Source organism: Chromobacterium alkanivorans (assembly GCF_016937655.1).
GTDB classification, from domain to species: Bacteria; Pseudomonadota; Gammaproteobacteria; order Burkholderiales; family Chromobacteriaceae; genus Chromobacterium; species Chromobacterium alkanivorans.
This window is the reverse complement of sequence record NZ_JAFHKL010000004.1, coordinates 1-23,062: the sequence shown is the minus strand read 5'-3', so window position 1 is coordinate 23,062 and position 23,062 is coordinate 1. Positions and strand designations below refer to the sequence as shown.

The window sequence follows — 23,062 nt, the reverse complement described above, 5'->3', positions numbered from 1 at the left end:
GCGGCCTGAGCCGCCATTGAAAAACCATGAAGATTCTGTACATCAACCACTACGCCGGCAGCCCCCGGCACGGCATGGAATTCCGCCCCTACTATCTGGCGCGGGAATGGGTGAAGGCCGGCCACGAAGTCAATATGCTGGCGGCCGACGTCTCCCACCTGCGCCAGACGCATCCGCAAGTGGACGGCAAATACCGCGACGAGGATATCGACGGCATCCGCTACACCTGGTGCCGCACCCGCCCCTACCAGGGCAACGGCGTCGGCCGCGTGCTCAATATCTTCAGCTTTCTGGCCCGGGTGATGGGTTTGTCCGGCCGTTACCTGAAGCACTGGAAGCCGGACGTGGTGATCGCCTCGTCCACCTATCCGCTGGACACGGTGCCGGCGGCCTGGATCGCCGGCAAGACCGGCGCGCGGCTGGTGTACGAGGTGCATGATCTGTGGCCGCTGACGCCGGTGGAGGTGGGCGGCATGTCGCCCAAGCATCCCTTCATCCGCCTGCTGCAATGGGCCGAGGATTTCGGCTATCGCAAGGCCGACACCGTGGTGTCGATGCTGCCCTGCGCCAAGGACTATATGGCGGCGCACGGCATGGACCCGGCCAAGTACGCGGTGATTCCCAACGGCGTCGACGTCGCCGAATGGCGCGGCGAGGCCGAGGCCGAGGCCCTGCCGGCCGAACACCGGATGCGGCTGGCGGAATTGAAGGCGCAGGGCCGTTTCCTGATCGGCTACGCCGGCGGCCACGGCCTGGCCAATGCGCTGGATTACCTGCTGGAGGCGGCGGCGCTGATGCGGGACTCGGCGGTGACTTTCGTGCTGGTCGGCGACGGTCCGGACAAGGCGGCCTTGGCGGCGCGCGCCGCCGAACTGGGGCTGGACAAGGTGGTCTTCCTGCCGGCGATCGCCAAGCGCGCGGTGCCGGGCTTCCTCGCCGAAATGGACGCCTTGTTCATAGGCTGGCGCAAGCTGCCCATCTATCGCTTTGGCATCAACCCCAATAAACTGTTCGACTACCTGATGGCCGGCAAGCCGGTGATCCATTCGGTGGAAGCCGGCAACGACATGGTCAGCGAGGCCGGCGCCGGCCTCAGCGTCGGCGCCGAGGACCCGGCCGCCATCGCCGACGCGGCGCGGCGGATGGCGGCGCTGCCGGCCGAGGAGCGCGCGCGCATGGGCGCGGCGGGCAAGGCCTATGTGCTGGAACACCATGATTACGCGGTGCTGGCGCGGCGGTTTTTGCAGGCGGTATAGCGCGGGGATGCCGGGGTTTCGACCTATGCCGCATGGCGGCTTAATCTCTGGCCAGGCAGGGAAAATATAGCGATTTAAGGTGAGCTAGGATGGCCGTGGCTAAAGAGGGGAGGCGGGAGCTTTGTCAGCGTACGCTGGTAAGCCTTTATGGTGGGCTGTTGTTGTTCATGCTGCTGAAGGGTGTGATCAGCTTATGGATGTGGGCGAGCTATCAAGAGCCAGCGGAAGCAGATTTGCACTTTACAGCTGGTAAGGTCACGGCGTATCCACTGAACCGGAATCCTGGCTTACGCGTTGACCTAGTTTTCGATTTGAATTGTTCACTGAATGGATATGCAAGATGTTCCGCTTGTTCAGTGCGTGGGAAGTGTGACGCAGTCGGACGAGTGATTCCAGAAGAAGCGTTCGGTTCCAAGGTTGAGGTTTGGTGGTACAAAAACAATGAGCGGGCGACAAGCGGAAGGATCTATGCGCTTCGTCTGAATGATGAGTCGGTGTTTGGTTACCAGGATGCGGTCAGACGATATCGTGAAGAGCGGGGCGAGTTGCTCAGCGATGGGGTGAAAAACCTGGCTGGTTTGATTGGGATTGTACTGTTGCAGAGTGGATACCTGTTTTGGCGCAGGAGAACGGCGTCCCAGGCAGGGTAGTGATTGCGCCCGGTGTGTCACCGAGGCATGACTGATAGCGAAAGTGATAATAGCGATGAGCGAACAAAAATTCCTGCCCTTCGCCCTGCCGGACATCGGCGAGGACGAGATCAACGAAGTGGTCGACGCGCTGCGTTCCGGCTGGGTCACCACCGGTCCCAAGACCAAGCAGTTCGAGGCCGATTTCGCGCAATTCATCGGCGACGGCGTCGAGGCGATCGCGGTCAACTCGGCCACCGCCGGCCTGCACCTGGCGCTGGAAGCGATAGGCATCGGCCCCGGCGACGAGGTCATCGTGCCCAGCTACACCTTCACCGCCACCGCCGAAGTGGTGCGCTATCTGGGCGCGCACCCGGTGTGCGTGGACGTGGACGCGGCGACGTTCAATATCCTCCCGGACGCGATCCGCGCGGCGATCACCGCCAAGACCAAGGCGATCATGCCGGTGCACTTCGCCGGCCTCGCCTGCGAGATGGACGAGATCATCGCCATCGCCCGCGAGCATGGATTGAAAATCGTCGAAGACGCCGCCCACGCGCTGCCCACTTACTACAAGGGCAAGCTGGTGGGCACTCTGGACTCCGACGTCACCGTGTTCAGCTTTTACGCCAACAAGACCATGACCACCGGCGAAGGCGGCATGGTGGTGTCCAAGAACAAGGACATCATCGCGCGCTGCAAGGTGATGCGTTTGCACGGCATCAGCCGCGACGCCTTCGACCGCTACGTGTCCAAGACCCCGGCCTGGTTCTACGAAGTGGTGGCTCCGGGCTACAAGTACAATATGCCGGACACCGCCGCGGCGATGGGCATCCATCAACTGAAGAAAATCCGCCGCTTCCAGGAGCTGCGCGAGGTGATGGCCCAGCGTTTCGACCGCGAGCTGGCCGATCTGCCGCTGATCCTGCCGGCGCGGCCCAAGGACGCGGGCAGCAACCACGCCTGGCATCTGTACCCGGTGCGCATCAAGCCGGAAGCCGGCGTCAGCCGCGACGACTTCATCGCCAAGATGGCGGAAAAAGGCATAGGCTGCTCGGTGCACTTCATTCCGCTGCATCGCCAGCCGGTGTGGCGCGACGGCTATCAACTGACGCGCGAGCAGTTCCCGGTGGCCGACGCGGCGTTTGAAGCCGAGGTGACGCTGCCGCTGTATACCCGGATGACGGCAGACGACCAGACCCGCGTCATCGCCGCGGTGCGCGAGATTCTGGGCGCATGAGCGAGCAGTTGGAAAAAAAGGGCGGCGAACTGCTGCCGCCCTGCTGCCGGCCACGCCGCCACGGTTCGCGGCTGCTGAAGCGCGGCTTCGACATTGTCGCTTCCGGCCTGGGGCTTGCCGCGCTGGCGCTGCCGCTGTTGGCGGTGGCGCTGTGGGTGAAGCTGGATTCGCCGGGCCCGGTGTTTTTCCGCCAGGTGCGGGTGGGGCGGGGCGGCACGCTGTTCCGCATCCACAAATTCCGCACCATGCAGGTGGACACCGAGCGCCATGGCCAGCTGACCGTCGGCGCGGATAGCCGCGTCACCGGCGCCGGCCGTCTGTTGCGCAAAACCAAGCTGGATGAACTGCCGCAGTTGATCGATGTGCTGTTCGGCGACATGAGCCTGGTCGGACCGCGGCCCGAGGTGCCCAAGTACGTCGCCCATTATCCGGACGAGGTCCGCGACATCGTATTGTCGGTGCGCCCCGGCATCACCGATTGGGCGTCGATCAAGATGATAGACGAGAACGAAATCCTGGGCCGGGCCGAGGATCCGGAGCGCGCCTACATCGAGCAGGTGCTGCCGGAAAAACTGGCTTATTACGTGCGTTACGCCGAAAGCCACAGCCTGTTTGAAGATGTCCGCATCATCGTCGCCACCCTGATGAAGATCGTCAGCCGATGACGGTTTCCATCCGGATGGCGGGGCCCGCCGATGCCGGCGCCCTGAATGAGGAATGTTGTCCGGATGCGCTGTATCAATGGCGGCCGGACGCGAAAGAATGACCATGTTTGAAAAACTGCTCGCCTTCTCCCGCCACAACAAGATGGCGATGCTGGCGCTGATGGACGCGCTGCTGTTGCCGCTGGCGCTGTGGAGCGCGGTCTTCCTGCGCCTGGGGGGCTATTGGGATCCCAAGCTCAATCCGCATCTGTGGATCTTCATCGTGCCGCCGCTGTGGGCGATTCCCATCTTCATCAAGCTGGGCCTGTATCGCGCGGTGCTCAAATACCTGGACGACAAAATCATCCTGACCGTGTTCTCCGGGGTGACCTTGTCGGTGCTGGTGTTGCAGGCGGTGCTGCAGATGGCCCACATCTGGGCGATGCCGCGCACCTCGGTGATCATCTTCTGGGTGTTCGCCATGGCTTATATCGGCGGCAGCCGCTTCCTGTTGCGCGGCCTGGTGCGCCGCATCGACGCGGTGGACGCGCCGCGCGAGCACGTGATCATCTACGGCGCCGGCCATGCCGGCGTGCAATTGATGCTGGCCTTGCAGGCCGGCCGCGAATACCGGCCGATGGCCTTCGTCGACGACAGCCCCGAGCTGCATCGCCGCACCTTCCGCGGCGTGGCGGTGCACCCGCCGCGCGATTTGCCGCAGCTGGTCAAGGACGTGGAAGCCAAGTGCATTCTGCTGGCGATGCCCTCGGTCAGCCGCAGCCGCCAGCGCGAGATACTGGAAACCCTGGAACTGCTGCGGGTGCCGATCAAGCGTTTGCCGGGTATGGCCGATCTGGTGTCCGGCGAGGCGCGGGTGGAGGAGTTGAAAGAGGTCGAGATCGAAGACCTGCTGGGCCGCGACCCGGTGCCGCCCAAGCAGGAACTGCTGGCGCGCAATATCCGCGGCAAGGTAGTGATGGTCACCGGCGCCGGCGGCTCCATCGGCTCCGAACTGGTGCGCCAGATCGCCAAGAACCAGCCGGCGCGCATCATCCTGTTCGAGCAGTCCGAATACGCGCTGTACGCGATAGACCAGGAACTGGGCCGCGTCGCCGCGCCGCCGGAGCGCACGCCGGTCCTGGGTTCGGTCACCGACTACCAGCGGCTGGTCCAGGTGATGCGCGCCTTCAAGGTGGACACCGTCTATCACGCCGCCGCCTACAAGCATGTGCCGATGGTGGAGCACAATCCGGTGTCCGGCATCGTCAACAATGTGTTCGGCACCGACACCACCGCGCGCGCGGCCGAGGATTGCGGCGTGGACACCTTCGTGCTGATCTCCACCGACAAGGCGGTGCGCCCCACCAATGTGATGGGCGCCACCAAGCGCCTGGCGGAACTGACGCTGCAGACCCGCCACGCGCGCGGCAGCGCCACCCGTTTCGTGATGGTGCGCTTCGGCAACGTGCTGGGCAGCTCAGGCTCGGTGGTGCCGCTGTTCCGCGCCCAGATCAAGGCGGGCGGACCGATCACCCTGACCCACGCCGACATCACCCGCTACTTCATGACCATTCCCGAAGCGGCGCAACTGGTGATACAGGCCGGCGCGATGGGCGACGGCGGCGACGTGTTCGTGCTGGACATGGGGCAGCCGGTGCGCATCATCGATCTGGCGCGGCGCATGGTGCACCTGTCCGGCCTGGAGCTCAAGGACGCGAGCCGGCCCGGCGGCGACATCGAGATCCGCATCACCGGCCTGCGGCCGGGGGAGAAGCTGTACGAGGAGCTGTTGATCGGCGACAACGTGCTGGCCACCGACCACGAACGCATCATGCGCGCCCAGGAATACTGCCTGCCGGATGAGGAAATGCGGGCGCTGCTGGCGAGCATGGACCAGGCTTGCCGGAGTCTGGACGCGCCGGAGGCGTTTGCCTTGCTGCAACAAGCGGTGCGCGAATTCCGCGCCGCCGACGCCACTCAGGACTGGGTGACGCGGGCGAACGCGGCCTCTTGAGGCCGGCGGTCTACCACTTGCAACCGTCCTCGCGCGCGCTTTGCACCGCCAGGATCGGGATCGCCAGCAGCCCGAAGGAGGAGTAGCGGGTCTTGCAGTCCGGCTTTTCGGCCCGCTCAATCGAGCGGGCCAATTTCGTTTTGGCGGGGTCGGCCGGCAGCGGGCTGAGCTTTTCCGGCGCGGCGGCGGCCTGTTCGCGCAGTTGCCGGCGCAGGCCGCCCAAGGTCAAGGCCGGGCCGGGCGCCGACGCGTCGCGCCTGTTTAGGGTCGGCCCGGCTGGGGCGGAACGCTCGCCGCGGTCGGCGGCGTCGGCCCGTGTCGCCGCCGATGGGCGCAGCGGGGGCGCGGCTGGTTTTCGGGCGGGGGAGGCCGGCGCGACGGCGCGGGCGGGCGGCGGAATGATGGCCGGCGCCGGCGGGTTCAGCTGTATCCGCAGCGGCGGGCCGGCAACGGCGTCCGGACGGCTGCCGGGCTTGGCCAGCCACAGCAGCGCGCCGTGGGCCAGCAGGCTGAGCAGCAGCGCTGCGGCGACGCCGCGAGGGCGGAGAGGGGGCGGGACGGTCAGAGCGTTCATGCCGTCAACGATAAGGAAACTCGTCCGGCGGGTAAAGCCTCAGTCGGAGATCATCACCCGGTTGCGTCCGGCCTGCTTGGCGCGGTACATGCGGGTGTCGGCCAGGTCCACCAGCGCGCGCCAGTCGGCGCAGCCGTCCTGAAACAACTCCGCCACGCCGATGCTGGCGGTCAAGACCTTGCCTTCCGGCCGCTCGCCCAGTCCCTGGGCGCGCAAGCGGGCGATGACCTGGGCGGCCTGGGGCAGTTGCGCGCCGGGCATCAGCAGCACGAACTCCTCGCCGCCCCAGCGCACCAGCACGTCGCTGCGCCGCAGCCGGCCTTCCATCAGCTCGGCGAAATGGCGCAAGACCTGGTCGCCGGCCAGGTGGCCGTAGTGGTCGTTGATCGTCTTGAAATGATCCAGATCGATGAAGGCCAGGCTCAGCGGCTGCCGGCTGCGCTGCGCCTGCAATTGCAGCAGGCCCAGCATTTCCTCGCCGCTGCGGCGCGAGAAGACCCCGGTCAGCGGGTCGCGTATCGCCTGGTGGACCAGCACGATGATGAAGGCCAGCTGGCTGATGCCGGCGATGGCGGAGACGCCGGTCAGCAAGGACAACAGCCAGAATTCGCCGCCGAAGCCGGGCAGGTTGTCGCCGTTCAGCTCCAGCAGGCCGGTCAGCAAGAAGCCGAACAGCGCCGGGCTGGCGAAGGCCAGGCTTTCCAGCAGGGTCAGCGGAAAGATGGCCAGGCCGGCCAGCAGCACGAAGGGCAGGAAGGCGTAGCCGGCGCCGATGGCGGCGGACAAGCCCTCCAGGTGGTAGCGGCGCAGCAGCAAGTGCGAGGCGATGTAGAACAGGGTGGGGATGGCGAACAAGAGCGCGATGCCGCGATAGGCCGAAGACAGGCGGCCGTCCATCGGCTGCCAGACCGCCAGCGCGACGAAGGCGGCGGACACCAGCAGACGCAGCCCCGCCAGCTGCAGCGACAGCGGATAGGGCAGGGTCAGCAGGTCGATCACCGCCCAGGCCGGCGTCAGCGCGGAGAACAGGATGGCGAACAGCCGGCAGCGGTTGACCAGCATCAGCGCGCGTCGCTGCGCCAGCAAGGGCATGTGCTGGCGAGGGCTCAGCAGCCAGAGCGTATCGCCGCTCTGGATTTCGCCGGGCGCCATGCCCAGCAGCTTTTGCCAGATGAAGTGAGTAATATGCATGCGGATGGTGCCAGGTAGTTGCGTTATTCTACCGTGGTTTATGACTTTGGGTTTGCAGCAGGTCAAAATCGACGGCTTGGCGGCGGCGCTCGCCTGTCGCGTTTCACGAAACGCGGCGGACTTTGACCAGGCTCTTGGGCCGTGTTTACGCTACTATCGCAACTCCTGATCAACCCGACGGAACCGCGCGATGGAAACTCGGTGGCTTGAAGACTTCCTGGTGCTGGCGGAAACCGGCAGCTTTACCCGCGCGGCGGAATTGCGCCACCTGACCCAGCCGGCGTTTTCGCGGCGGATCAAATCGCTGGAGAGCTGGCTGGGGGCGGATCTGATCGACCGCACCACCTACCCGACGCGGCTGACCGAAGCCGGCGCGCTGTTTCGCGAGCAGGCAGTGGGCATGCTGTCCCAGCTCAACACCAGCCGCGCCCTGCTGCGCGGTTTGCAGCCGCTGGCCGCCGGCACGCTGGAGTTCGCGGTGCCGCACACGCTGTCCTTCTCCTTCTTCCCCAAATGGCTGTCCCAGGCGCAGCGCGGCTACGGCGCCTTGCCCTGCAGGCTGCAGGCCAGCAATGTGCACGACGCGCTGCTGGCCTTCGTGGAGGGCGGCAGCGATCTCTTGATGTGCTACCACCATCCCAAGCAGCCGGTGGAGCTGACCGACGCGCGCTATCTGGGATTGAAGCTGGGCGTGGAGCGGCTGCGGCCGTTTTCGATCGCGGAGGCCGGCCGGCCGCGCTACCCGTTGCCCGGCAGCGCGCAGCAGCCGCTGCCTTTCCTCGGCTACGCCAGCAACGCCTATTTCCGGCTGATGAGCGATCTGATCCTGGAGTCCGCGCCGCAGCCGGCCAAGCTGGCGCTGCGCTATGAAACCGATATGGCGGAAGGCCTCAAGCACATGGCGCTGGAGGGACACGGCCTGGCTTTCCTGCCGGAGAGCTCGGTGCGCCGGGAGGCGCAGGAAGGCTTGCTGGCGGCCGCCGGCGACGAGTCCTGGCAGGTGGAGATGGAAATCCGCCTCTATGTGGACCAGAAGCGTCAGCGCCCGGCCTTGAAGGTTTTTTGGGAGTATCTGACGCATCAATACCCGGCCTGCTGAGCGGGGGCGCCGGGGAACGCGCGCGCCCCGCCAAGGTTATGCGTTTCCCGCATGACCCCATCGGCATTTCGAATTGGCCAGCCGTCGCGGCATGGCATAGAGTGCGCTGCTTCAAGCCACGCGAGCGCGTGGCGCCATCCGTACCAGGAGAAGCATCCATGACGACCCGCATAGAACATGATCTGTTAGGCGATCGTGAAGTGCCCGCCGACGTTTACTGGGGCGTGCACACCTTGCGCGCAGTCGAGAATTTCCCCATCACCGGCCAGAGCATCGCCGCTTACGGCGACCTGATCCGCGCGCTGGCCTGCATCAAGCAGGCGGCCGCTCAGGCCAACCGCGATCTGGGCTTGCTGCCGGCGCCGATCGCCCAGGCCATCATCGCCGCCTGCGAGGAAATCCGCGCCGGCCGCTGGCATGAGCAGTTCGTGGTGGATGCGATCCAGGGCGGGGCCGGCACCTCGACCAATATGAACGCCAACGAGGTGATCGCCAACCGCGCGCTGGAGCTGATGGGCCACGCCAAGGGCGAGTACCAGCATCTGCACCCCAACGAACACGTCAATCTGTGCCAGAGCACCAACGACGTTTACCCGACCGCCTTGCGGCTGGCGGCGTTCTGGGGCGCCAACAAGCTGCTGACCCGGATGGCGACGCTGCGCGAGGCTTTCGCCGCCAAGGCCGACGAGTTCAAGGACTACCTGAAGATGGGGCGCACCCAGCTGCAGGACGCGGTGCCGATGACGCTGGGCCAGGAGTTCATGACTTACGCGGTGATGCTGCAGGAAGACGAGCAGCGCTTGATGGAAGCCAGCGCGCTGATGCTGGAGATCAATCTGGGCGCCACCGCCATCGGCACCGGCATCACCGCGCATCCGGATTACGCGCGCCTGGCCTGCCTGCACCTGTCCGAGCTGAGCGGTCACACCTTGCTGACCGCGCCCAATCTGATCGAGGCCACCCAGGATTGCGGCGCCTTCGTGCAACTGTCAGGCGTGCTCAAGCGCATCGCGGTCAAACTGTCCAAGAGCTGTAACGATTTGCGTCTGCTGTCGTCCGGCCCGCGCGCCGGCTTCGGCGAGATCAATCTGCCGGCGCGCCAGGCCGGCTCCTCCATCATGCCGGGCAAGGTCAATCCGGTGATTCCGGAAGTGGTGAGCCAGGTGGCTTACGAGGTGATAGGCAACGACGTCACCATCACCATGGCGGCGGAAGCCGGCCAGTTGCAACTGAACGCCTTCGAGCCGGTGATCGCCTACAGCCTGTTCCGCAGCATGGGCCATCTGGCCGCCGCCTGTTCCACGCTGACCGACAACTGCGTCAAAGGCATCACCGCCAACCGCGAACGCCTGCACGCCAGCGTGGAGAACTCCATCGGCCTGGTGACCGCGCTCAACCCCGTCATCGGCTACGCCGCGGCCACCAATGTGGCGGCCCAGGCGCACGCCACCGGCGCCAGCGTCGCCGACATCGTGCTGGAGCAAGGTTTGCTGAGCCGCGAGCAGCTGGATTTGCTGCTGAAGCCGGAAGAGCTGACCCGGCCGCGCTGGGTGACCGTGTAATCGATTTCCCTTGTTTGACTTATCGTTGTGAGCGTTTCAACTTGATCAGGCCGCCTTGCGCGGCCTGTTTTTTTATCGGCGCGGGCCGTGCTTGCGGGGAGGGCGGAATGCGGGTATAAAAAATTGTGCATCGCACAATGAAAGGGCGACAGATGCAAGCTGCGCTATGGTGGGGCTTGGAGTTTCCGCGCGGCCTGTGCGCGCTGGGCGCCGAACAATGGCGCGTCCGGCGGCAATGGCTGCGCTCGGGCTGTTTTCACGGCGCCACGGTGTGGCGCGGCGCCGCGCCGTGGCCGGACAAGCTGCGCCGCGTGCTGACGCGGGCGAGAGCGGACTGGCTGGCGCTGTGTTTCGACGACAGCCAGGCCGCGGAGGCCTTGCTCAGCGAGATGCGGGCGCATCCGCTGTGGAGCAGCGAGGCCGGCGACCTGCTGCTGGCCTGGCAATTGGACGGCCAGCGGCAGTGGCGGGCGGGCCTGCTGCGATGGGGGCGGACGCTGTCCGGCTAGCCGTCGGCGGGGAAAGCGCTTCCAGCATCGGCGAATAGCCGCCATAATCGCGGCTTTCAATCGCACAGGGCGGCACGCCATGGCCAATCATTCGATGTTGACCCCCGCTCAGCTGCAAGCGCTGGCTCCGCAATTGCAACAGTACGCGCAAGACCAGTTCGGTCTCGAGCTGGGGCAGTTCGACGCGCAATTCCTGCTGGACTTCGTCGCCGACAAAATCGGCAAAGACATTTACAACAAGGCGCTGGACGACGCGCAGCTGGCGCTCGCCGCGCGGATGGAGTCCTTGCAGGCGGCGATTTGGGAATTGGAGAAGTAGAAGCCGCGCGCGCGGCCTTGCCGCTTGCCCGCGGTTTGCGGGTACAATCGGCGTTCCACCCTTCACTTGCGGTACCCATGCTCTACTTGCGTTTGATGTTGAAAGGCTTTGTGCTGGCGATTTTGCTGGTGGTGCTGGGCTTCAGCTACGTGGCCTGGAGCATTGTCGATTTTGGCGGCAGCGCAAACGAGCCGCAAGCCGACGCGGCGCTGGTGTTGGGGGCGGCGGCCTGGGGCAAGCGCCCGTCGCCGGTGTTCCGCGAGCGCATCAACCACGCGGTCAAGCTGTACAAGTCCGGCAAGGTGCGCTGGATCGTGTTCACCGGCGGCACGCCGGAACCGGGCTATCCGTCCGAAGCCGACGTCGGCCGCGACTTCGCCGCCAAGCAGGGCGTGCCGATGACGGCGATGCTGGCGGAAAACCAGTCGCGCACCACCTGGCAGAATCTGGAAAACGCGCGCGAGCTGAGCAGCCAGTTCGGCATTCGCTCCTTCCTCTTGGTCAGCGATCCGCTGCACATGCGCCGTTCGGTGCTGATGGCCACCGACATCGGCCTGACCGCCTATCCCGCGCCGACGCAATCCAGCCGCTACCGCACCCTGTCCAGCTGGTCCCGCTTCCTGGCCAGGGAAACCTGGCTCTATATCGGCTACCGGGTGTTCCGCAAGCTGTCCTGACCGCGTCCGCGGCTCGAAGCGTCCAGGCATAAAAAAACCGGCGATAAGCCGGTTTTTTCACGTCGGACGGAAAGGGATCAGCGGCTGTGCCACAGATCGATCAGTTCGCCGCCTTCCACCGATTTCACTTCGGCGCGCGCTTGCAGCCAGGCCAGCAGTTGCAGGCGCAGCTCGTCGCTGATCTTGACCTCACCCACCGGGAAGGCCACGCCTTCCAGCTTGCAGGCGCCGTCGAAATGGCCGCCGAAGCTGATGCCGGCCTCGTCCACCTGGATCAGCCAGGCGTCCAGCAGCGCCTCGGAGTCCGCGCCGTCGTGCAGCAGGGCGATCAGATGGAAGCCCAGCTCGCGGAATTCGCCTACGCGCATTTTCTTGCGTTGGCGGGATTTCAGACGGCTCAGGCGGTGGGGGGAATTGGGGTTGCGCAGGGACATGACAGCTCCTTATTCAAAGACCCGGCGATGATAGCAGGCTTGCCGGCTTTGCGCTGCGCCGGCTGTGCGTAGGTTTCTGTCACTCTAACTAAACAAATATCATATAAAAAGGTAATTATTTGCCGTAGTCATTGCCATTGGAATGGAATTAGTATTTTTTCTCATTCTCAATACATGAAATGGATGACTACAGGGATGAAAAGCACAAAAACAATATTGGCGGTATCCGTGATTTCGGCGCTGTTGAGCGCGTGCGGCGGAGGTGGCGGCGGCAGCGCCGGCAACAGCAGCGGCGGCACGGCCGTTGGAGCGTCGGCATCTGGCAGGATGCTGGCGACGGACGGCGCGGAAGTGGCGGCGCTGCAGTGCTCGGGCAATGCGTGCCGTTTGCCGGCTTCGGCCGGCAGGGCGCAATCGGGCTCCGCCTACCAATACACCAATACCGGCGCATTGGCGCAAACGGTGTCGATCAGCGGCGCCGCCTTGAGCACGGGCTGGCAGATGGTGGTGTCGCGCGTCAGCAGCGGCGACACCTCCAGCCAGGCCAAGCTGGGCGCTTCCGGCCTGCGCGGCGGCTCGGACGCCGCCGCGGAGCGTCTGGAGGCGGAAAGCCGGGCGGTGATGGCCGCGGTGGGCGCGGCGGCCCGCTCCGGCGCCTTGTCGCTGCGGGCCGCCGGTTCGCACCGGCTGCTGGCGGAGCAGGCCAAGCTGCAGGCGAGCAGCTACGCGATCGGCGACAAGCGGGTCTGGCACGATATGGACAAGGACAGCGCCACCAGCCTGCAAGCGATGCGCGACCTGCCCAACGGCGGCGGCAAGGTCTACGTCTGGGCGCAGGACGAGCTGGACGTCAGCGTAGGCAGCGACCAGGCCGACGCGCTGGCCGAGCGCTTCGCCAACAGCGTCTACCCGCTGGAGGCCTCGGTGGTCAGCGAGCCCTGGGGCGACGACATCGATCCGGGCTGGCGCGCGCTGGCCCTGCCCGGCGACACCAAGGACGTGCATCTGGTGCTGAGCCGGTTGAACGACCCGAACCGGGCCGGCGGCGGCCGTCTGCTCGGCTATGTGCGCTGGACCAACGCCTTGCTGGCGTCGGCAGCGCCGACCGTGTGCGGCGCCGACCAAGAGTGCCGCGACGTGGTGGGCAAGAGCAACCAGGCGTTGGCCACCTTCGTGGACCTGGACACCTTCGCCCAGGTCGATCCGGGCCGCAACTGGACCATGAAGGGCAACGGCCCCAGCCTGGCCTTGTCCACGCTGGCGCATGAATACCTGCATGTGCTTTACGCCTACAACAAAATCCTGCGCAAGCCGCCTAGCTCCGGCAATCCCACGGTGTGGGAAAACGAGCTGGCGGCCCAGACCATGGGCTATCTGGTGTCGGCGGACACCTTCACCGGCGGTCGCGGCAGCGACGCCAATTCCCATCCGGACCTGCGCCGCGGCGGCGACTTCGAAAGCTTCCTGCGCCGGCCGGCTTGCAATCTGAAGGGCTGGAGCGTGGCGGCGTCGAACTACACTTGCTACCCGAAAGCGCTGGCGACGGGCATGCAGATGCTGCACCAGTTCGGCGCGGGGGTGATGAAGCCGTGGGTGACCGGCGGCAATACCGGCGAGCGGGCCTTGAACGACGGCTTGCGCGCGGTGGGCGGCGGCGATTACAGCAGTCTGATGCTGCGCCTCAACACCACGCTGGCGCTGGGCGGCAATCCGGCCAGCGGCTACGGTTTCCCGGCCAAGACGCTGAATTTGCCGGCCAACCAGTACTTCCCCCAGGGCAAGAGCCTGCTGCTGCCGGCGGTGCCGTTCCAGGCGCAGGAAATCGGCTGGAGCGCGTTGGCCACGGCGGAAACTTATAAGCAGAGCCTGCCGCTGTCCCGCGGCTTGGCGCGGGTGACGGTGCCGGCCAACAGCCACCTGATCCTGGTCAAGCCGTGATGCGCGGGCTGCTGCTGTGGCTGGGCCTTTGCGCCGGCGTCGGCGCCATGGGGCTGTCGCCGTGGGAGGAGGGCACTCTAGTCGCCGTGGGCGCGCCGCCGCTGGTGCGCCTGGGCGTGGAGAAGGGGGATGGCGGCACCTTCGTCATCCAGCCCGCCGCCGACGGCAGGGGCTTGGGGGCCGCGGAAGTGGCCGCCTTGAAAAAGCGGACCGGTTCGCGCATCCGCTATCGGGCCGGTCCGTTCAAGACTCATCCGCTGCTGGGGCGCGAGGCCGTGCTGTTGCAGGCGGAAGTGCTTGAGCCGCGTTGAGTCGTGAAAATCGCCTGGCGTCGTCAAGACGCCAGGCGCTTGTCTTCCGGGCCTACAGGCCCAAATTCCTCCACATCCCGTCTACGCGCTGTTTGACCGCCTCGTCCATCACGATGGGCACGCCCCACTCGCGGTTGGTTTCGCCGGGCATCTTGTTGGTGGCGTCCAGGCCCATCTTGCCGCCCAGGCCGGACACCGGACTGGCGAAGTCTAGGTAGTCGATAGGCGTGTGCTCGATCAAGGTGGTGTCGCGCACCGGGTCCATGCGGGTGGTGATCGCCCAGATCACCTCTTTCCAGTCCCGGGTGTTGACGTCGTCGTCCACCACCACGATGAACTTGGTGTACATGAACTGGCGCAAGAAACTCCAGCAACCCATCATCACCCGCTTGGCGTGGCCGGGGTATTGCTTCTTGATGCTGACCACCGCCATCCGGTAGCTGCAGCCTTCCGGCGGCAGGTAGAAATCGACGATTTCCGGAAACTGCTTTTGCAGGATGGGCACGAAGACCTCGTTCAAGGCCACGCCCAGCACCGCAGGCTCGTCCGGCGGCTTGCCGGTGTAGGTGCTGTGGTAGATCGCGTTTTCGCGCATGGTGACGCGGTCCACGGTCAGCACCGGGAAGCGGTCCTGCTCGTTGTAATAGCCGGTGTGGTCGCCGTAAGGGCCTTCCATCGCGGTGTCGTTCGGATGGATATGCCCTTCCAGCACGATTTCGGCGCGCGCCGGCACTTGCAGGTCCGAGCCCAGGCATTTCGTCAGCTCGGTGCGGCTGCCGCGCAGCAGGCCGGCGAACTGGTATTCGGACAGGGTGTCCGGCACCGGCGTCACCGCGCCCAGGATCGTCGCCGGGTCGCAGCCCAGCACCACCGCCACCGGGTAAGGCTTGCCGGGGTGTTGTTGGCAGAACTCGCGGTAATCCAGCGCGCCGCCGCGATGGGCCAGCCAGCGCATGATGACGCGGTTGCGGCCTATCAACTGCTGGCGATAGATGCCCAGGTTCTGGCGCTTCTTGTTGGGGCCGCGGGTCACGGTCAGGCCCCAGGTGATCAGCGGCGCCACGTCGCCGGGCCAGCAGTGCTGGATAGGCAGCCGCTCCAGATCGACTTCCTCGCCTTCCCAGACGATTTGCTGGCACGGTGCCTTGCTGACTTCCTTGGGCGCCATCGACAGCAGCTGCTTCAACAGCGGCAACTTGTCCCAGGCGTCTTTCAGGCCTTTGGGCGGTTCCGGCTCCTTCAGGTAGGCCAGGGTCTTGCCGATCTCGCGCAACTGCATCACATCGGCGGCGCCCATGCCCAGCGCCACGCGCTCGGGGGTGCCGAACAGATTGGCCAGTACCGGGTAATCGAAGCGTTTGCCGTCCTTGGCTGGCTGTTCGAACAGCAGCGCGGGGCCGCCGGCTTTCAGTACCCTGTCGCCGATCTCGGTCATCTCCAGGTGCGGAGAGACCGGGGCCGCAATTCGTTTCAGCAGGCCTTGTTGTTCCAATTGGGAGACAAACTCCCTTAAATCTGCATATTTCATGACCGTCTCATGATCTGGCGCAAAGTTTGATATTAGGCGCTTGGATAATCTGCCACCGGACGCCGAACGCTACTGCTGCCCGCAGTCAAAGTCAACGATGGCGGCAAGCGCCAAGCCTGCATTCGACCAAACATGATAGGAGAACTCAATATGAAAAAGCTCGCTCTCGCCGCCATGATCGGCCTGGTTTCCGCTAGCGCCTTCGCCGCCCAAGGCGACATCCTGGCGCGCTTCCGCGTGATCAACGTCAACCCCGACGCCAGCTGGAGCAACTCCGGCGCGGTTGCGGGTTTGAACGTCGACGCCAAGGACAGCTGGGCGCCTGAGGTCGACTTCACCTACATGATCACCAACAACATCGGCGCAGAGCTGATTCTGGGCACCACCCGTCACGAAGTCACCACCAATGCCTTCGGTTCCGTCGGCAAGGTATCGGTGCTGCCGCCGACCCTGACCCTGCAATACCATTTCATGCCGGACGCGACCTTCCGTCCCTATGTGGGCGCCGGCATCAACTACACCCGCTTCTACAATGACGGCCTGAAAGTGGGCGGCGTGACCAACCTGAGCGTGAAGAAAAACAGCTGGGGTCCGGCGCTGCAACTGGGCGCGGACTACGCGATCAACAAGAACTGGTTCGTCAACCTGGACGTCAAGAAAATCTGGATCAAGACCGACGTGACCGCGGATCAACTGGGCGGCGCCAAACTAGGCGAACTGAAGATCGACCCGTGGGTATTCGGCATCGGCTTCGGCACCAAGTTCTGATCGGCTAGCCGGTTTGAATCCAAAACGCCCCGCGGGGCGTTTTTTTCTTGCTTGTCGCGTTAGAATGGCCGCTTGTGAAATTCCCGACACTGGAGAAGCAAGATGACTGATTGGGTTGCCCAGGCGGTGCGCAAGATCGAGGCCGATTTCAATCGCTCCAGCGACACGCATCTGATTCCGCTGCCCATCCCCGGCGCGCCGGAGATACAGCTTTATTTCAAGGACGAGTCCACCCACCCCACCGGCAGCCTGAAGCACAGGTTGGCGCGCTCGCTGTTTCTGTACGGCTTGTGCAACGGCTGGATTCGCGAAGGCAGCACCATTATTGAGGCCTCCAGCGGCAGCACCGCGGTGTCCGAGGCCTATTTTTCCCGGCTGCTGGGCCTGCCCTTCATCGCGGTGATGCCCAAGAGCACCTCGCAGGAAAAGATCCGCGCCATCGAATTCTACGGCGGCCGCAGCCACCTGGTGGACGATCCGGCCACCATCTACGACGAATCCAAACGTCTGGCGCAGGAGCTGAACGGCCATTACATGGACCAGTTCACCTACGCCGAGCGCGCCACCGACTGGCGTGGCAACAATAATATCGCCGACACCATTTTCACCCAGATGGCGTACGAGCCCAATCCGGTGCCGGACTGGATCGTTTGCGGCGCCGGCACCGGCGGCACTTCGGCCACCTTCGGCCGTTACGTGCGCTACCAGAAACTGCCGACCAAGGTCTGCGTGGTGGACCCGGAAAACTCGGTGTTCTACGACTGCTTCCAGACCGGCAGCATGGATTGCCGCTGCGAAGGCGGCTCCGGCGTGGAAGGCATCGGCCGGCCTCGAGTGGAACCCTCCTTCATTCCGACAGTCATCGACAGTGTGATCCGGGTGCCCAATGTCGCCAGTTACGCCGCCATCCACTTCCTGGAGGAAGTGCTGGGACGTCGCTGCGGCGGTTCCACCGGCACCAACTTCTACGGCGTTTGCGAGCTGGTGGGCCAGATGCGCAGCCAGGGCCGCAGCGGCTCCATCGTCACCTTGATCTGCGACGACGGCAACCGCTACCAGGGCAGCTATTACAACCACGACTGGCTGCAGGCCAACGGTTTCGACATCTCGAGCTGGGTGGAACGCTATCGCCGCTTCTTCAACGAAGGGCAGTGGTAAGCGTCGTTTGGCGGCTCGTAGACGGCGAGATGCCGGCAGTTGTTGTCAAAAAGCATCAATTATTTGAATTGGAACCATGTTGCGCCGCACCGAAAACCAGCCGGGCGGCGCGCGGTTTTCTGCTGAGAAAATAGCAACTTACCGGCCTGGCCGGAACGCCCGGTTCGCACAATGGAAAAAATGCGCTGAGGTCTTGAATTTTCAAGGGATTTCAACGGCCCCAGCTTTATCTTTTTTGTTAAACTGGCGCCCTTTTTCTTGGGCGGGGAAGATAATGGCTCTCCTTGAAATCAAAAATGTCGTCAAGCGCTTTGGCGACTACACGGCGGTCAACAATGTCAGCTTGTCGGTAGAAGCCGGCGAGTTCTTCACCCTGCTTGGGCCCTCCGGTTGCGGCAAGACCACCTTGCTGCGCATGCTGGCCGGCTTCGAGCAGCCGGACGCCGGCCAGATCCTGCTGGACGGCCAGGACATGTCGCAGGTGCAGCCGGAAAAACGTCCGGTGCACACCGTGTTTCAAAGCTACGCCTTGTTCCCGCACATGACGGTGCGCGAGAACATCGCCTTCCCGCTCAAAATGGCCAAGTGGGACAAGGCCAAGATCGCCGCCCAGGTGGACGAGTTGCTGGAAGACGTGCGCCTGACCCAGTTCGGCGACCGCTACCCGCACGAGATGTCCGGCGGCCAGCGCCAGCGCGTGGCCATCGCCCGCGCGCTGGTGGATCGTCCGCGGCTGCTGCTGCTGGACGAGCCGCTGTCCGCGCTGGACGCCAAGCTGCGCGAGGAAATGCAGCTGGAACTGATCAAGCTGCAAAAAGAAGTGGGCATCACCTTCGTCTACGTTACCCATGACCAGGGCGAGGCGCTGGCGCTCAGCCACCGCATCGCGGTGATGAGCCATGGCCAGGTGGAGCAGCTGGAGGCGCCGGAAACCCTGTACAGCAAACCCAAGAACCGTTTCGTCGCCGACTTCCTCGGCCAGTGCAATGTGCTGGAGGGCAAGGTCAAGAGCGTGGACGGCGACACCATGCTGGTGGATCTGAAAGGCTGCGGCGAAGTGCGCTGCCTGGCGGTGCCGGACGTGCGCGAAGGGCAGACCGGCTGGCTGGCGCTGCGGCCGGAAAAGGTCAAGCTGGACAAGAGCTTGCCGGCCCACGAAGACGAGGCTTATTTCAAGGGCCGCGTCCACGACTGTCTGTACCTGGGCGACGTCACGCTCTACGTGGTGGAAGTGGGCGAGGGCGTGATGGTGGAGGCGATGCTGCCCAACAGCATTCCGGGCGTCGCCAAGTTCTTTGACGACAACGACATCGTGGAACTGGCCTGGCGTTTCGACGCCGGCAGCTTCCTGACGGAGTAAACGCGCATGGCGATTCGAGATCGATTCGGCAAGTGGGCGCTGTCGTGGCCGCCGCTGGTCTACCTGATCCTGTTTTTCCTGGTGCCGTCGCTGATCATGGTGGTGGCGGCTTTCCGCAATCCGGGCGATTACGGCGGTCTGGCGCCGATGTACTACCTCGAGGAAGGCAAACTGGTCTGGGATCTGACCCTGGACAACTTCTACCGGCTGGTGGAAGAGCCGCTCTACATCGAGCTGTTCATCAAGTCCGCCGGCTACGCGGCGATCACCACCGTGGCCTGTCTGCTGATGGCCTACCCGCTGGCCTGGCTGATCGCGCGTTCCGGCAAGAAATACCGCGACCTGATGCTGCTGCTGGTGATCCTGCCGTTCTGGTCCAACTTCCTGATCCGCATCTACGCCTGGATGATCATCCTGGGCCCGCAGTCGGCGTTCACCAAGATGCTGAACGTGGTGGTGACCTCGCTGGGCTTCGAGCCGGTGCGGCTGCTGTTCACGCCCTTCGCCGTCATCGTCGGCCTGGTCTATGTGCACCTGCCCTTCATGGTGCTGCCGCTGTACGCCAATCTGGAAAAGCACGACATGTCGCTGCTGGACGCGGCGCAGGACTTGGGCGCCAACGCCTGGCAACGCTTCTGGCGCGTGACCTGGCCCTTGTCGCTGCCGGGCGTGTTCGCCGGCTCCGCGCTGGTGTTCATACCGGCGCTGGGCATGTTCGCGATACCGGACATCCTGGGCGGCACCGATTCCATCATGATCGGCAACCTGATCAAGCAGCAGATCCTGGACACCCGCGACTGGCCGTTCGGCTCGGTGCTGTCCATCATGTTGACCGGCGGCGTGCTGCTGATCGCGGCCTTGGGCGCGATGGTGGGCAGAGGAGGCAAGAAACGTGGCTAAGAAACAATCCCGCTGGCTGTGGGCGTCGGCCTTGCTGACCTACGCCTTCCTCTATCTGCCGCTGGTGATCGTGGTGCTGTACTCGTTCAACGATTCCAGGCTCAACGCCGAGTGGGTGGGCTTCACCCTCAAGTGGTACGACAAGCTGTTCCACAACGAGAAGATGCTGAGCGCGGCGGCCAACTCGCTGATCATCGGCATCATCGCCAGCGCCTGCGCCACCGTGCTGGGCACGCTGGCCGGCATCGCCATGCATCGTTACAAGCTGCGCCTGCTGCCCTTCCTGGTGCTGACGCCCATCGCCATTCCGGAACTGCTGATGGGGGTGTCGCTGGTGATCTTCTTCGTCATCGTCAACCAGCTGATCGGCATTCTGGAACTGGGCATGATCACCATCCTGCTGTCCCACGTCGCCTTCTGCATCGGCTTCGTCGCCATCGTGGTGCGCGCGCGGATGCAGGGCATGGACGACAGCCTGGTGGAAGCCGCGCGCGATCTGGGGGCCACGCCGTTCCAGGCCTTCCGTCTGATCACCTTGCCGGTGATCAAGCCGGGCATCATCGCCGGCGCGCTGATGGCCTTCACTCTGTCCATCGACGACTTCGTGATCACCTTCTTCACCGCCGGCGCCGGCGCCAGCATGCTGCCGCTGGAAATCTACTCGATGATCAAGATCGCGGTGACGCCGGAAGTGAACGCCGTTTCCAGCTTACTGATGCTGTTGACCCTGGTGCTGATCGTCATTGCTTCGCGCGTGTCGCCCAGCGCGCTGCGGGCCAATGGCTGAAAGCCTGTTTACGATTTGCTGCGCGTCGGCGATACGGCGTTGAAAGCAGCTTCAGAATGCTCATGTACCAACTGTACATTCCGCTTCTTCGGCTGTTTTCGCCTTGCCTCGCTCTTGCTCGCGAGATCGTAAACACGCTTTGAGCGCCTGTTTAAGTAGTAGGGCCCCGGCCGGGCAACAAGGGAGCCGGCCGGTTTTTCATGTAGTCGCAACGCACTTGTGCGAATAGAAGGAAAAACGCAATGAAAAAAGTCCTGGTGACGCTTGCCCTGGCCGTATCTGCTCAGGCGTACGCAGCGGAAGAACTGCACCTCTACAACTGGAACAACTACCTGTCGGAAAGCACCGCCAAGAGCTTTGAAGCCTACTGCAAGTGCAAGCTGGTGCAGGACTTCTACGGCGACAACGAAGAAATGCTGGCCAAGCTGGCCGCCGGCGCCAAGGGTTACGACATCGTGGTGCCGACCGGCTTCGCGGTGGAAGCGCTGATCAAGCAGGGCAAGGCCCAGCCGCTGGACAAAAAACAGCTGCCCAACTTCAAGAACCTGAACCCAGGCTACCTGAACAGCTTCTTCGACAAGGGCAACCAGTACTCGGTCCCCTACGCCTTCACCACCACGCTGCTGGGCTACAACGAAACCAAGCTGAAGGAACTGGGCTTGCTGGACAAGGCCAATAGCTGGGCCTTGATCTTCGATCCGGCCGTATTGGCCAAGCTCAAGGGCAAGATCACGGTGCTGGATTCCCAGCGCGAACTGGTGTCCGCCGCGCTGATGTATCTGGGCAAGCCGGCCAACTCCACCAATCCGGCGGATTGGAAAGCCGCGCGCGACGTGATCCTGAAGGCCAAGCCTTACTGGGCCGCCTTCAACAACCAGAGCTATATCAAGGAACTGACCGTGGGCAACATCTATGTCGCCTTCGGCTACTCCAACGATATGTACCAGGCGCAACAGGACGCCAAGAAGGCCGGCCGCAAGTTCGGCGTCAACTTCGCGCTGCAAAAAGAAGGCAACACCCTGTCGCTGGACAACTTCGTGGTGTTGAAGGACGCGCCGCGCAAGGACCTGGCCTACAAGTTCATCAACTTCATGCTGGACGGCAAGAACGCCTCCGGTCTGACCAACGAGATGGGCTCGGGCAACCCCAACGCCGCCGCCGGCAAGTTCGTCAAACCGGAACTGACCAAGGTGCACGCGATCTTCCCGACCGCCAGCGAACTGCCGCGTCTGCAACAGCTGAAGGATTTGAACGCCAAAGACCGCCGCGAGCTGAACAAGGTGTGGTCCGAGATCAAGCTGAAGTAAGCGAGATACTCTATATAGGGAAAAGGCCGGGATTCCGGCCTTTTTTTATGCTCAATCCCAGCGCCGGCGCGCCAGATCGCCGATGGACGCGATGCGAATGTCCACATGGGCGGGGCGCCGCACCTGCTTGCTGACCCAGACCGTTTTCATGCCCAGCTTCTTCGCCGTCAGCAGATTGGGCAGCGAGTCTTCCACCATGATGCAGTGCCGCGGATCCAGTTTCTCTCTGGCCAATACTTTACGGAAAGCGCCCACGTGAGGCTTGGGCACGTAGTCCACTTGCTCGACGCCATAGATGGAGTGGAAGTGCCGCTCTATCGCCAGGCGCTGCAAAATGCCCTGCACGTAATGATGCGGCCCATTGGAGAAGATCAGCTTGCGGCCGGGCAGCGCGCTGAGCGATTCCGCCAGGTTGTGCTCGGCGAACAGCCATTGCTCCAGTTCTTCCAGTTTATGGGTTTCCAATAGGAAGTCATGAGGGTCGATGCCGTGGTGGGTGACCAGGCCATGCATGGTGGCGCCGTATTGCGCCCAATAGCGCTCGCGCAGCAAGCGGGCTTCCACCGCGTCCACTTGCAGATGTTTCATCATATAAGCGGACATCGCGTGGCTGATATGGGCGAAGATGCCGCCGCTGGCGTGGTGCAGCGTGTCGTCCAGGTCGAAAATCCAGGTTTTGTTGCGCATGATTGTGCTTCTAGAAGGGCGGACGAGGAGGGGAATTATCGTTTTTTCAGTCCGGAAACGACAGTCCCTACCAGTGCATGGCGGCTACGCTGAAATTCTTCATATGAATGATTCAATATAAATCATGGGGATAGCTTGCGAGAGGCCTCTTTTGTCAAAAATCTTTCACG

General features: G+C 63.9%; 23 protein-coding genes. 18 read left to right on the top strand and 5 right to left on the bottom strand.

What is annotated here, in order from left to right; genetic code table 11:
- Positions 1-26: 26 nt before the first annotated feature.
- The 5 genes from JW897_RS08090 (at position 27) to JW897_RS08070 (ending at position 5,783) form a co-directional block, all read left to right on the top strand.
- Entirely contained in the window at positions 27-1,256 is a 1,230-nt protein-coding gene (locus JW897_RS08090) for a glycosyltransferase family 4 protein (protein ID WP_205465768.1), read from the top strand.
- A gap of 89 nt (positions 1,257-1,345) precedes the next feature.
- Positions 1,346-1,906, top strand: a complete 561-nt coding sequence (locus JW897_RS08085) for a hypothetical protein (protein WP_205465767.1) — start codon at positions 1,346-1,348, stop codon at positions 1,904-1,906.
- A 55-nt stretch (positions 1,907-1,961) separates the two neighbouring features.
- Positions 1,962-3,125: a DegT/DnrJ/EryC1/StrS family aminotransferase gene (locus JW897_RS08080; protein WP_205465766.1), complete on the top strand. Its 1,164-nt coding sequence runs from the start codon at positions 1,962-1,964 to the stop codon at positions 3,123-3,125.
- The gene (locus JW897_RS08075; RefSeq protein WP_275899853.1) at positions 3,122-3,790 is read left to right on the top strand and encodes a sugar transferase; all 669 of its coding nucleotides are present in this window, start codon (positions 3,122-3,124) and stop codon (positions 3,788-3,790) included. The genes JW897_RS08080 and JW897_RS08075 overlap by 4 nt, the downstream gene beginning before the upstream one ends.
- A 103-nt stretch (positions 3,791-3,893) precedes the next feature.
- A complete protein-coding gene (locus JW897_RS08070; protein WP_205465765.1) occupies positions 3,894-5,783 on the top strand; it encodes a polysaccharide biosynthesis protein in 1,890 nt (629 codons plus the stop codon).
- 10 nt (positions 5,784-5,793) lie between these two features.
- Here the strand turns inward: JW897_RS08070 and JW897_RS08065 are convergent, their stop codons facing one another.
- Together JW897_RS08065 and JW897_RS08060 are read right to left on the bottom strand one after the other, a co-directional pair.
- Positions 5,794-6,357, bottom strand: a complete 564-nt coding sequence (locus JW897_RS08065) for a hypothetical protein (protein WP_205465764.1) — start codon at positions 6,355-6,357, stop codon at positions 5,794-5,796.
- A gap of 39 nt (positions 6,358-6,396) precedes the next feature.
- Positions 6,397-7,548, bottom strand: a complete 1,152-nt coding sequence (locus tag JW897_RS08060) for a GGDEF domain-containing protein (RefSeq protein WP_048413770.1) — start codon at positions 7,546-7,548, stop codon at positions 6,397-6,399.
- 190 nt (positions 7,549-7,738) lie between these two features.
- On the opposite strand from JW897_RS08060, the gene JW897_RS08055 reads away from it, so the two are divergent.
- From JW897_RS08055 to JW897_RS08035, 5 genes are all read left to right on the top strand, one after another.
- Complete coding sequence (locus JW897_RS08055) at positions 7,739-8,647, top strand: LysR family transcriptional regulator (protein WP_205465763.1); 909 nt, start codon at positions 7,739-7,741, stop codon at positions 8,645-8,647.
- 158 nt (positions 8,648-8,805) lie between these two features.
- Positions 8,806-10,209 carry an aspartate ammonia-lyase gene (gene aspA / locus JW897_RS08050; RefSeq protein ID WP_048413772.1) on the top strand — a complete coding sequence of 468 codons (1,404 nt, stop codon included), beginning with the start codon at positions 8,806-8,808 and terminating at the stop codon, positions 10,207-10,209.
- 152 nt (positions 10,210-10,361) lie between these two features.
- The gene (locus JW897_RS08045) at positions 10,362-10,718 is read left to right on the top strand and encodes a hypothetical protein (protein ID WP_205465762.1); all 357 of its coding nucleotides are present in this window, start codon (positions 10,362-10,364) and stop codon (positions 10,716-10,718) included.
- Positions 10,719-10,797: 79 nt separating this feature from the next.
- Positions 10,798-11,037 (top strand): DUF2164 domain-containing protein, encoded by a 240-nt coding sequence (locus tag JW897_RS08040; protein ID WP_048413774.1) that lies wholly within the window; start codon positions 10,798-10,800, stop codon positions 11,035-11,037.
- A gap of 77 nt (positions 11,038-11,114) precedes the next feature.
- Positions 11,115-11,714 carry a YdcF family protein gene (locus JW897_RS08035; protein ID WP_019103655.1) on the top strand — a complete coding sequence of 200 codons (600 nt, stop codon included), beginning with the start codon at positions 11,115-11,117 and terminating at the stop codon, positions 11,712-11,714.
- 77 nt (positions 11,715-11,791) lie between these two features.
- On the opposite strand, the gene JW897_RS08030 is transcribed toward JW897_RS08035, so the two are convergent.
- Positions 11,792-12,148 carry a 50S ribosome-binding protein YggL gene (locus JW897_RS08030; protein WP_205465761.1) on the bottom strand — a complete coding sequence of 119 codons (357 nt, stop codon included), beginning with the start codon at positions 12,146-12,148 and terminating at the stop codon, positions 11,792-11,794.
- Between the two features lie 327 nt (positions 12,149-12,475).
- On the opposite strand from JW897_RS08030, the gene JW897_RS08025 reads away from it, so the two are divergent.
- On the top strand, positions 12,476-14,086 hold the full coding sequence (locus JW897_RS08025) for a M30 family metallopeptidase (RefSeq protein ID WP_205465760.1): 1,611 nt from the start codon (positions 12,476-12,478) through the stop codon (positions 14,084-14,086).
- Positions 14,086-14,397 carry a hypothetical protein gene (locus JW897_RS08020; RefSeq protein ID WP_205465759.1) on the top strand — a complete coding sequence of 104 codons (312 nt, stop codon included), beginning with the start codon at positions 14,086-14,088 and terminating at the stop codon, positions 14,395-14,397. Before JW897_RS08025 ends, JW897_RS08020 begins: the two co-directional genes overlap by 1 nt.
- Before the next feature lie 52 nt (positions 14,398-14,449).
- Here JW897_RS08020 and ubiD read toward each other — a convergent pair whose 3' ends face one another.
- Positions 14,450-15,925, bottom strand: a complete 1,476-nt coding sequence (ubiD, locus tag JW897_RS08015) for a 4-hydroxy-3-polyprenylbenzoate decarboxylase (protein WP_205465758.1) — start codon at positions 15,923-15,925, stop codon at positions 14,450-14,452.
- A 150-nt stretch (positions 15,926-16,075) separates the two neighbouring features.
- Here ubiD and JW897_RS08010 point away from each other — a divergent pair, with 150 nt between their 5' ends.
- The 6 genes from JW897_RS08010 (at position 16,076) to JW897_RS07985 (ending at position 22,205) form a co-directional block, all read left to right on the top strand.
- Complete coding sequence (locus tag JW897_RS08010) at positions 16,076-16,693, top strand: OmpW/AlkL family protein (protein ID WP_205465757.1); 618 nt, start codon at positions 16,076-16,078, stop codon at positions 16,691-16,693.
- A 102-nt stretch (positions 16,694-16,795) separates the two neighbouring features.
- Entirely contained in the window at positions 16,796-17,851 is a 1,056-nt protein-coding gene (locus JW897_RS08005) for a PLP-dependent cysteine synthase family protein (RefSeq protein WP_205465756.1), read from the top strand.
- Positions 17,852-18,125: 274 nt separating this feature from the next.
- Positions 18,126-19,211 carry an ABC transporter ATP-binding protein gene (locus tag JW897_RS08000; RefSeq protein ID WP_205465755.1) on the top strand — a complete coding sequence of 362 codons (1,086 nt, stop codon included), beginning with the start codon at positions 18,126-18,128 and terminating at the stop codon, positions 19,209-19,211.
- Between the two features lie 6 nt (positions 19,212-19,217).
- Positions 19,218-20,111 (top strand): ABC transporter permease, encoded by an 894-nt coding sequence (locus tag JW897_RS07995; RefSeq protein ID WP_205465754.1) that lies wholly within the window; start codon positions 19,218-19,220, stop codon positions 20,109-20,111.
- A complete protein-coding gene (locus tag JW897_RS07990; RefSeq protein WP_048413783.1) occupies positions 20,104-20,898 on the top strand; it encodes an ABC transporter permease in 795 nt (264 codons plus the stop codon). Before JW897_RS07995 ends, JW897_RS07990 begins: the two co-directional genes overlap by 8 nt.
- A gap of 242 nt (positions 20,899-21,140) precedes the next feature.
- The gene (locus JW897_RS07985; RefSeq protein WP_205465753.1) at positions 21,141-22,205 is read left to right on the top strand and encodes an ABC transporter substrate-binding protein; all 1,065 of its coding nucleotides are present in this window, start codon (positions 21,141-21,143) and stop codon (positions 22,203-22,205) included.
- A 51-nt stretch (positions 22,206-22,256) separates the two neighbouring features.
- Here JW897_RS07985 and JW897_RS07980 read toward each other — a convergent pair whose 3' ends face one another.
- Entirely contained in the window at positions 22,257-22,892 is a 636-nt protein-coding gene (locus tag JW897_RS07980; protein WP_205465752.1) for a pyrimidine 5'-nucleotidase, read from the bottom strand.
- Between the last annotated feature and the right edge of the window lie 170 nt (positions 22,893-23,062).

What these genes read in the sequence shown, in the direction of transcription:
- JW897_RS08025 (WP_205465760.1), top strand. Translation starts at nt 12,476, where the DNA reads ATGCTGGCGACGGACGGCGCGGAAGTGGCGGCGCTGCAGTGCTCGGGC.
- JW897_RS08085 (WP_205465767.1), top strand. Translation starts at nt 1,346, where the DNA reads ATGGCCGTGGCTAAAGAGGGGAGGCGGGAGCTTTGTCAGCGTACGCTG.
- JW897_RS08035 (WP_019103655.1), top strand. Translation starts at nt 11,115, where the DNA reads ATGCTCTACTTGCGTTTGATGTTGAAAGGCTTTGTGCTGGCGATTTTG.
- JW897_RS08040 (WP_048413774.1), top strand. Translation starts at nt 10,798, where the DNA reads ATGGCCAATCATTCGATGTTGACCCCCGCTCAGCTGCAAGCGCTGGCT.
- JW897_RS08055 (WP_205465763.1), top strand. Translation starts at nt 7,739, where the DNA reads ATGGAAACTCGGTGGCTTGAAGACTTCCTGGTGCTGGCGGAAACCGGC.
- JW897_RS08065 (WP_205465764.1), bottom strand. Translation starts at nt 6,357, where the DNA reads ATGAACGCTCTGACCGTCCCGCCCCCTCTCCGCCCTCGCGGCGTCGCC.
- aspA (WP_048413772.1), top strand. Translation starts at nt 8,806, where the DNA reads ATGACGACCCGCATAGAACATGATCTGTTAGGCGATCGTGAAGTGCCC.
- JW897_RS08020 (WP_205465759.1), top strand. Translation starts at nt 14,086, where the DNA reads ATGCGCGGGCTGCTGCTGTGGCTGGGCCTTTGCGCCGGCGTCGGCGCC.
- JW897_RS08060 (WP_048413770.1), bottom strand. Translation starts at nt 7,548, where the DNA reads ATGCATATTACTCACTTCATCTGGCAAAAGCTGCTGGGCATGGCGCCC.
- JW897_RS08045 (WP_205465762.1), top strand. Translation starts at nt 10,362, where the DNA reads ATGCAAGCTGCGCTATGGTGGGGCTTGGAGTTTCCGCGCGGCCTGTGC.
- JW897_RS07995 (WP_205465754.1), top strand. Translation starts at nt 19,218, where the DNA reads ATGGCGATTCGAGATCGATTCGGCAAGTGGGCGCTGTCGTGGCCGCCG.
- JW897_RS07985 (WP_205465753.1), top strand. Translation starts at nt 21,141, where the DNA reads ATGAAAAAAGTCCTGGTGACGCTTGCCCTGGCCGTATCTGCTCAGGCG.
- JW897_RS08030 (WP_205465761.1), bottom strand. Translation starts at nt 12,148, where the DNA reads ATGTCCCTGCGCAACCCCAATTCCCCCCACCGCCTGAGCCGTCTGAAA.
- JW897_RS08090 (WP_205465768.1), top strand. Translation starts at nt 27, where the DNA reads ATGAAGATTCTGTACATCAACCACTACGCCGGCAGCCCCCGGCACGGC.
- ubiD (WP_205465758.1), bottom strand. Translation starts at nt 15,925, where the DNA reads ATGAAATATGCAGATTTAAGGGAGTTTGTCTCCCAATTGGAACAACAA.
- JW897_RS08000 (WP_205465755.1), top strand. Translation starts at nt 18,126, where the DNA reads ATGGCTCTCCTTGAAATCAAAAATGTCGTCAAGCGCTTTGGCGACTAC.
- JW897_RS08070 (WP_205465765.1), top strand. Translation starts at nt 3,894, where the DNA reads ATGTTTGAAAAACTGCTCGCCTTCTCCCGCCACAACAAGATGGCGATG.
- JW897_RS08005 (WP_205465756.1), top strand. Translation starts at nt 16,796, where the DNA reads ATGACTGATTGGGTTGCCCAGGCGGTGCGCAAGATCGAGGCCGATTTC.
- JW897_RS08075 (WP_275899853.1), top strand. Translation starts at nt 3,122, where the DNA reads ATGAGCGAGCAGTTGGAAAAAAAGGGCGGCGAACTGCTGCCGCCCTGC.
- JW897_RS07980 (WP_205465752.1), bottom strand. Translation starts at nt 22,892, where the DNA reads ATGCGCAACAAAACCTGGATTTTCGACCTGGACGACACGCTGCACCAC.
- JW897_RS08080 (WP_205465766.1), top strand. Translation starts at nt 1,962, where the DNA reads ATGAGCGAACAAAAATTCCTGCCCTTCGCCCTGCCGGACATCGGCGAG.
- JW897_RS08010 (WP_205465757.1), top strand. Translation starts at nt 16,076, where the DNA reads ATGAAAAAGCTCGCTCTCGCCGCCATGATCGGCCTGGTTTCCGCTAGC.